This is a genomic window from Streptomyces chlorus, assembly GCF_042655885.1.
Taxonomy (GTDB): Bacteria; Actinomycetota; Actinomycetes; order Streptomycetales; family Streptomycetaceae; genus Streptomyces; species Streptomyces chlorus.
The window spans coordinates 1-3,708 of sequence record NZ_JBHSOA010000108.1 but is presented as its reverse complement, the minus strand read 5'-3'; the positions used below and the strand labels follow the sequence as shown (position 1 = coordinate 3,708).

Sequence of the window (3,708 nt, the reverse complement as noted above, 5' to 3'; positions counted from 1 at the left end):
TTCGAACGATCACACGATCGAGCGATCTCGAACCGTAGATAAAGGGACTTAGCGCCCTCTGAGGCGAGCGAATCACGCGTACACATCGGGCCAGTCGAAGCCGTAAGAGACATAACCGGTCAGTGTCCAGGCCTTACAGCCCCCGCACCACCGAGTTTCCAGGTTGTAGCTGCACCAGACCTCGCTCCTCGGCTTACACCCTGCCGGACCGGTCACATGAGAGTCGTCGGTTGCCAAACACTCACTGAAGGGCTTCCGCAGCGTCGGCGGAGCCCAGCGGTTCCTGGCCGCGTTCAGCGGCATTTCACCCCACTTCCGGCCCCGACGCCACCGGATGACCGCCCCCGACCACCGCACCGAAATGACCGTCCGCTTCGCGATCTGGGAGCAGATCACCGGCACCGCCGGCCTGCCCGCCACGGCCTGAGCGCGGAGCCGGAACCCGGCCCCAGCACGCCCCGACGCCCCGCCAAGCGCCAACACCCTCGACAACGTGACAGCGCCCTCCCGGTAGTGCCGGGGCATGCCCGACTCCTCGACGTAGCCGTTGCCGCCCAGTCACTCCGGGGCCTCGGCGGTGAAGGCCCCTGCCGACTGGCCGGGTGACGCGCTGCGGGCCGCGTACGCCGACTATCAGCGGGAGCTGACCGGGGAGGTACGCGCGCGCGTGGGCGGTACCTGAGACGGCGGCTTGTCGCTGTCCCGGACAATCGGGATGTTCCGCAGGGGCCGCGAGCCCTGGCCGTCGTTGGGGGTCGGCCAGGTGGCGGCGCCCGCCGAGCCGCTACGCTCCCGTCCTCCGCGCCGCATCGAGCAGCGAGGCCCAGTCGGGCAGCTTGACCACGTTCCGGCCCAGCGAGGCGCCGAGTTCCGCCTCGGCCCGTTCGATCGCCCGCCACCCGGCCCACTCGACCGGCTCGATCCCCTCGGTACGCAGCGCCACCAGCGGATCCCCGGGCACGTCCCGGCGGACCAGCGCGGCCGTGTCCGCCAGCAGGGAGGCCACCGTCTCCTTGGCGCACGGCCGGTTCGTACCGATGACACCCGTCGGGCCCCGCTTGATCCAGCCCGCCACGTACTCGCCCGGCGCCACGGCACCCTCCCGCAGCACCCGCCCGGCCAGATGTGGCACCGTGCCGCCCGAGGCGTCGAACGGCAGACCCTCCAGCGCCACTCCGCGGTACCCCACCGAACGCAGCACCAGTTGCGCCTCGATGTCCTCGTACGCTCCCGTGCCCGTCACGCCACCGTGCCCGTCCGGCACCGTCCGCTCGAAGCGCACCGCGCCCACGCGGCCGTCCCGGGCGAGCAGTTCGACCGGGCGGAGGAAGAAACGCAGCCGGATCCGCCGCCGGGCACTCGGTGCGGGGGTCTCGGCCCAGCCGCGCAGCACCTCCACGTTGCGGCGCTGCGGGGCGGGCAGCCCGGAGGGATCGGCGTAGGCCGGATCCTGCGCCAACTCGGCCCGGTCCACGGCGATCCCGGTGTCCGGCAGGATGCCCAGCTCGCGCAGTTCCTTGGTGGTGAAGCGGGCCTGGGACGGACCGCGCCGGCCCACCATGGCGATGTCCGTCACCCGGCTCGCCCCGAGCGCGGTCAGGGCGGCGTGCGGCACATCGGTCGGGCTCAGCTCCGGCACCCCCCGGGCCAGCATCCGTGTGACGTCCACGGCGACGTTCCCCACGCCGATGACCACGGCCGACCTGACCCCGCGCAGGAACCCGTCGTCGGTGGGGGTGCCTCCCTGCCCGGGGGAGTCCGGGTGGGCGCTGTACCAGGACACGAACTCGGTCGCCGACCAGCTCCCCGGCAGGTCCTCACCGGGGATGCCCAGCCGCCGGTCGGTGGCGGCGCCCACGCAGTACACCACCGCGTGGTACAACTCCCGCAGCCGGGCGACCGACACTCCTGAGGGGCCGACCGCCACCCCGCCGAGGAAGCGCACCCGCTCGTGCTCCAAGACCGCGCGGAGGTTGTTCTGCAGCGACTTGATCTTCTCGTGGTCCGGTGCCACGCCGTAGCGGACCAGCCCGTACGGGCACGGCAGTCGGTCCAGGACGTCGACGCGCACCTGGGCGTCCTGCTGGACCAGACTCTGTGCGGTGTAGCACCCGCTCGGTCCGGAACCTACGACGGCGACACGCAGCACGGCTGAACTCCTCACCCCACGGACCGACAGGAGATCGCTGATGTCTCCAGCATCGCACCACCGGTGCTCCGCTGACAGGGTGCCGTCCGCCACGAGGGGTGCGTGTTCGCTCGCCTGGAAAGTGACCACACGCTTACGTTGCGTGTGTGCTTGAGGCATCCTTTCTTCATCTTTCCGATCGTTCTCCGGCGGACGGTGCGGTGTCCGTGTGGCCCGCGTGGGAGGTGCGGGAGGGCGAGCGCGTGACGCGCTGGTTGCATGTGCGGCTGGCCTTCGCCGACGGGCGTCGGTCGAGGCGCTCGCGACGGTGTCCGAGCAGTGCGTCTGTGTCGAGGACGTGCGGGCCCGCCCCGCGCTGTCCCTGGACGACCTGGCGCTGTTCGCCGACTGGATCGAGGGACCGCTGGCGCGGGCGTGCGGTGCCGGCGCCGAGCCCGGCCCCGAGGACCGGGCCACGGCGGCGGGGCGCAGTCGACGGGCGGCTCGCCCTCGCCCGCATACGGGTCGGGCATCCGGTACAGAGGCCGCGGGCCGGTCTCACGCACCGCACGCCACCAGTGTCGGCGTCGTCTGAACGGTGGTTCTGGATCACTTTCAGAGTGCGGTAAGTGATGTTTCCTGCCGTTTCACACCGATGTGATGACATGCCATAACGGGGTGATTCCGGCGGTCGAATGATCAACATCGCCGCCCTGGCCGAGCGCACGGCTCCGGCTCCCCGGTTTGGCTCGACAGCCGAGGTCAGGGGCCTGCTACCCACTGGGACGAAGTGGTGCGAAATTAGCTAGACCATCACTTACCGCACTCTCAGTGCCAGGGCTCCGTCGTTCTCGCGATCGGCCGGAAATGATCACGTGAGTCCGAGGGTCGCCAGCGGCCGAGCCATGTCCCGCCCGTGATGGCGCAGGCTCTCGGCGATGTTGTCCCGTCCGGCCAAGCGGAGCGTGCCGATGGCCAGATTCCGCAGGGAGGCCATCGCCCGCGGCGCGCTGCCGGTCCGCACCCGGGAGGCGTCCTCCCCGAACGTCACGTCCCTGACGTGGTGCTCACGATTCTCGATTGCCCAGTGTCCGCGTACGCGTTCCGCCAGGTCAGCGGCTGTCGTCTGGTGAGCCATCAGGCTGGTGACCGCGTAGACGCGTTCGATCGACACCTTCCCAGTGCGCATGGTGCGCCGTCGGCGGACGATCTGCAGCGCCTGGCCGGCGTGCGGGAACGGCAGTCGCGGCACGGTGACGGCCTTCAGACGGCGGATCTCGTCGCGGCCGTGGGCGGCGGTGCGGGTGCGGTCCATCAGCGGCACCTCCTTCCAGGGAAGATCCTTCACCAGCGCGTGCAGGCTCGGGTGGTTGCCCTTGAGTACGGCGATGTAGTGCGCGCTCTTCTCCTCGACCAGGAACTTCGCGTGGTCGGTCTGGGTCAGCAGCGCGTCGAAGGTCACCACCGCACCGGTCAGGTCCAGCGGGTCCAGCAGCGGCCGGAATGCGGTGATCTCATTGCGTGTGTCCTGAATACGTAGGGGAGCTGAATGTAGGAAAGCTGCTCGAAGTAATGCTGTA

The 3,708-nt window shown here is 70.2% G+C and carries 2 protein-coding genes and 2 pseudogenes; 2 read left to right on the top strand and 2 right to left on the bottom strand.

Annotated elements, in window-relative coordinates:
* Positions 1–235: 235 nt before the first annotated feature.
* A pseudogene (locus tag ACFPZI_RS33065) lies at positions 236–427 on the top strand (IS6 family transposase); the annotation flags it as partial.
* Positions 428–784: 357 nt separating this feature from the next.
* Here ACFPZI_RS33065 and ACFPZI_RS33060 read toward each other — a convergent pair.
* Complete coding sequence (locus tag ACFPZI_RS33060) at positions 785–2,149, bottom strand: FAD-dependent oxidoreductase (RefSeq protein WP_381370863.1); 1,365 nt, start codon at positions 2,147–2,149, stop codon at positions 785–787.
* A 200-nt stretch (positions 2,150–2,349) separates the two neighbouring features.
* Here ACFPZI_RS33060 and ACFPZI_RS33055 point away from each other — a divergent pair.
* Positions 2,350–2,657: pseudogene (locus tag ACFPZI_RS33055) on the top strand (DUF6214 family protein); the annotation flags it as partial.
* 342 nt (positions 2,658–2,999) lie between these two features.
* Here ACFPZI_RS33055 and ACFPZI_RS33050 read toward each other — a convergent pair.
* Positions 3,000–3,708, bottom strand: a 709-nt coding sequence (locus ACFPZI_RS33050; protein ID WP_381370862.1) for an ISAs1 family transposase, incomplete at its 5' end; no start/stop codon positions are given.